Source organism: Vibrio sp. R15-SG3-ISO1A (genome assembly GCF_059833955.1).
Window position 1 is genome coordinate 1 of record NZ_JCBDGH010000017.1, and the last position, 3,817, is coordinate 3,817.

Annotated in this window: 5 protein-coding genes; all 5 read left to right on the forward strand. The window is 51.3% G+C overall.

Annotation, left to right across the window (positions count from 1 at the left end):
- Window positions 1-4 precede the first annotated feature (4 nt).
- Entirely contained in the window at window positions 5-1,225 is a 1,221-nt protein-coding gene (locus AC6R0L_RS01725) for a type II secretion system F family protein (RefSeq protein ID WP_500628042.1), read from the forward strand.
- 38 nt (window positions 1,226-1,263) lie between these two features.
- Entirely contained in the window at window positions 1,264-2,133 is an 870-nt protein-coding gene (locus AC6R0L_RS01730) for a prepilin peptidase (RefSeq protein WP_500628043.1), read from the forward strand.
- Window position 2,134: 1 nt separating this feature from the next.
- Window positions 2,135-2,743, forward strand: coding sequence for a dephospho-CoA kinase (coaE, locus tag AC6R0L_RS01735; RefSeq protein ID WP_500628039.1), 609 nt, complete (start codon window positions 2,135-2,137; stop codon window positions 2,741-2,743).
- A 34-nt stretch (window positions 2,744-2,777) separates the two neighbouring features.
- A complete protein-coding gene (gene zapD, locus AC6R0L_RS01740) occupies window positions 2,778-3,518 on the forward strand; it encodes a cell division protein ZapD (RefSeq protein WP_500628040.1) in 741 nt (246 codons plus the stop codon).
- Window positions 3,519-3,635: 117 nt separating this feature from the next.
- The coding region (gene yacG / locus AC6R0L_RS01745; RefSeq protein ID WP_500628041.1) for a DNA gyrase inhibitor YacG at window positions 3,636-3,817 on the forward strand (182 nt) is incomplete at its 3' end.

Genomic DNA, 3,817 nt, shown 5'->3' on the forward strand with positions numbered 1-3,817 from the left:
GCCCATCCAAAAACAAGCACAACTGAAAAACTACCGCTGGAAAGGCCTCAATAGTTCAGGGAAGAAAGTCTCTGGTCACTATCTCGCTTTAACCGAGAGCGAGGTGCGTGACAAACTGAAAGCGCAGCATATTCAAGTTAAAAAGATCAAAAAACGCAGTGTCTCCGCCATAACCCGCGCAACGCAGCGCATCAAGGGCAAAGACATCACCATTCTCACCCGTCAGTTGTCGACCATGCTCGCCACTGGCATTCCGATCATTCAGGCGATCAAGTTGGTGGGCGATAATCACAAGAAAGCCGAAATGAAATCAGTATTGGCACAAATCGGCAAAAGCATTGAAGCCGGTACGCCGATTTCAAAAGCGATGCGCAACGCCTCTAGCCACTTTGATACCTTGTACATCGATATGGTCGCCACCGGAGAGCAAGCGGGCAACTTGCCACAAGTGTTTGAACGCCTTGCACTCTATCGTGAAAAATCGGAGCAGCTGCGCGCGAAAGTCATCAAGGCGCTGATCTACCCTGCGATGGTAGTATTCACCGCGTTGGGGGTCTCCTACTTGATGCTCACTATGGTCATTCCTGAGTTTGAAAGCATGTTTCAGGGGTTTGGCGCCGAGCTGCCTTGGTTTACGCAACAGGTGCTCCAACTGTCTCATCTCACCCAAACCTACAGCTTACCTGCGGCGCTCGGCGTGGGTATTTCAGCCATTGTGCTAAAAATCGCCAAACAAAAATCGGCCCGAATCAAACTGATATCGAGCCGGATAGGATTGAAAATGCCCGTGATTGGCGGCGTATTGACCAAAGCCTCTATCGCCAAGTTTAGCCGCACGCTTGCCACCAGCTTTAGCGCTGGCATTCCGATTCTCTCAAGTCTCAAAACCTCCGCGAAAACCGCCAACAACCTGCATTACCAAACCGCAATTGATAAAGTGTATGACGATACCGCCGCCGGAATGCCGATGTACATTGCGATGCGAAATACGCAATCATTCCCCGAGATGGTACTGCAAATGGTGATGATCGGCGAAGAGTCGGGGCGACTTGATGATATGCTTAATAAAATCGCCACCATCTACGAGTTTGAAGTCGATAACACGGTCGATAACTTGGGCAAGATCCTCGAACCACTGATCATTATTTTCCTGGGTGTGGTGGTGGGAGGATTGGTCGTGGCTATGTACCTGCCCATCTTTAACTTAATGAGTGTATTAGGATAAGATGAGCACTCTATTGATTGGATAAGGCACTTCTCTTGATTGCGCTGTTTGAGTACTACCCTTGGCTTTTTCCTACGCTGGCAGGCGTGTTTGGCTTAATTATTGGCAGCTTTCTTAACGTGGTGATCCACCGCCTACCCATCATTATGGAGCGAGAGTGGCGTAGCGAGTGCGCCGAGAGCTTCCCTGAGTACAAGATAGCGCCCCCTGAAGGGACCTATAATCTCAGCATTCCCCGTTCGACATGCCCAAAATGCGACTCACCACTGCGCCTTATCGATAATATTCCGGTGGTCAGTTGGCTGATGCTGCGGGGGCAATGTGCTCATTGCCAAGCCCCCATCAGTGCGCGTTACCCCTTAATTGAACTGCTGTCGGCTGGCCTATCTGTACTGGTTGCCTGGCAATTTGGCTTCTCAGTGATGAGCCTCGCGCTGCTGCTGTTCACCTTTGTTCTTCTCTGCGCGACCTTTATCGACCTCGACACCATGCTACTGCCCGATCAGTTGACGTTACCACTGGTGTGGGCGGGGTTGGCACTGGCGCTATTGAACATCAGCCCCGTCTCGCTTGAGGAAGCCGTCATTGGCGCGATGGCCGGTTACTTGGCCCTATGGAGCGTCTATTGGCTGTTTAAGTTAGTCACTGGCAAAGAGGGCATGGGCTATGGCGATTTTAAACTGCTCGCCGCCCTTGGCGCATGGCTCGGCTGGCAAGCACTTCCGATGATCATCTTACTTTCATCTGTGGTTGGGCTGATGTTTGGCTTGATTCAACTCAGGCTCAAGCAGCAAGGCATCGACAAAGCCTTTCCCTTTGGCCCTTATCTCGCGATCGCTGGCTTTATCAGCATGATGTGGGGCGATGGTCTACTTCACTGGTATCTGACGGAGATGGTAGGAATCTAATATGGCGTTGATCGTGGGATTAACAGGCGGCATTGCCAGTGGTAAAACCACCGTCGCAAACCTATTTCAGCAACACTTTGCCATCGATATTGTCGATGCCGATGTCGTAGCGCGCGAAGTGGTGAAACCGGGCAGCGAGGGTTTAAAAGCCATCGCCGAGCGCTACGGCGCATCGATGTTGCAAGCAGATGGCAGCTTGAATCGAGCCGCACTGCGCGAAGCCATCTTTTCCGATCCCAAAGAGAAAACCTGGCTGGATAACCTGCTCCACCCGATGATTCGTCAAAAGATGCTCGCCGAGCTTGAGCAGGTCACCTCACCCTATGCGCTGCTTGTGATCCCTCTGATGGTGGAAAACAATCTCCAAGCACTGGCTCAGCGCGTCCTTGTGGTCGATGTGGCGCCAGAAATTCAGATTGAGCGAACGATGGCCCGTGACAATGTCGACGAAAAACAAGCCCGTGCGATTCTCAGTGCGCAAGCAAGCCGAGAGGAACGTTTGGCGATTGCCGATGATGTGATTAAAAATGATGCAACAAACGAGAAACTTTTGCCTCAAATCACAGAATTGCATCAAAAGTTCCTAGAAATCTGTAGGGAAAATCTGTGAGAATAAAGGCAGTACAACCCAGAGCCATTGATCAATGACCAAGCACTATTTCGAACACCCACTCAATGAGAAAACTCGCATTTATCTTCGCGTTGAAGCCTTGCTGACGCAGATGGATAAAGCGGCGCAGTTTGGTGACGAAATGCAGCATCTGATCTTCTTCCGCTCCCTGTTTGATCTGCTGGAAATCTTTGAGCAGATTCAGCTCAAAAGCGAGTTAGCCAAAGACATCGAAAAGCAGCGCCTTAGCTATCGAGCCTATCTCAATATCGATGGCGTTAATCTGGAAATGCTGCGCGCGGTATTGGATGAAATTGATGGCGTGCACAGCGAGCTGATGGCGGCGGAGCGTTTTGGCCAGAGCCTGAAAGAAGACCGCTTCTTAAGCGCCATTCGCCAACGCTTTAACCTGCCCGGCGGCTCATGCTGTTTTGACTTGCCGGCACTGCACCACTGGCTCCACCTTCCACTTGAGAAAAAACAAGCGGATGCGCAAAAGTGGTCCACCAACCTGGCCCCACTGACACAAGCGTTGAAACTGTGGCTGCGTCTTACGCGTGAAACCGGTCAACTGCGAGAGCGCCTTGCCAACAACGGCTTCTATCAGAGTGATGCGACAGAGGCCAACATTCTACGTCTTGAAATCCCCCTAGAAACGGGCGTTTACCCGATGATCTCCGGGCATAAAAACCGTTTCGCCATCAAGTTCATCGACTTTGAATCTGGCCAAGCCTGTGCCTCGAGCATTCCATTTAAATTGGCCGTCTGCAGCTAATCTCACTCTTTGCCATCGGCATCGCTCCCCCTTTACTATCGGCATCCCGCTGTTTAATGAAGCGCGGCGCTAAGTTCGGTATACTGCGGCTAAACTCCGAAGAAATAGGAAAGCATGATGTCTAAGATTACCGTGGTTCCATGCCCACAGTGCGGCCAAAACGTCGAGTGGAGCGAAAAAAGCCCTCACCGCCCGTTTTGCAGTAAACAGTGTCAAATGATCGATTTCGGCGAGTGGGCCGATGAAGAAAACACCATTGCCGGTGCCCCCGATATGTCCGACAGTGATGGGTGGTCGGA

Coding starts and splice junctions, on each gene's coding strand:
- zapD (WP_500628040.1), top strand. CDS start 2,778: ATGACCAAGCACTATTTCGAACACCCACTCAATGAGAAAACTCGCATT.
- coaE (WP_500628039.1), top strand. CDS start 2,135: ATGGCGTTGATCGTGGGATTAACAGGCGGCATTGCCAGTGGTAAAACC.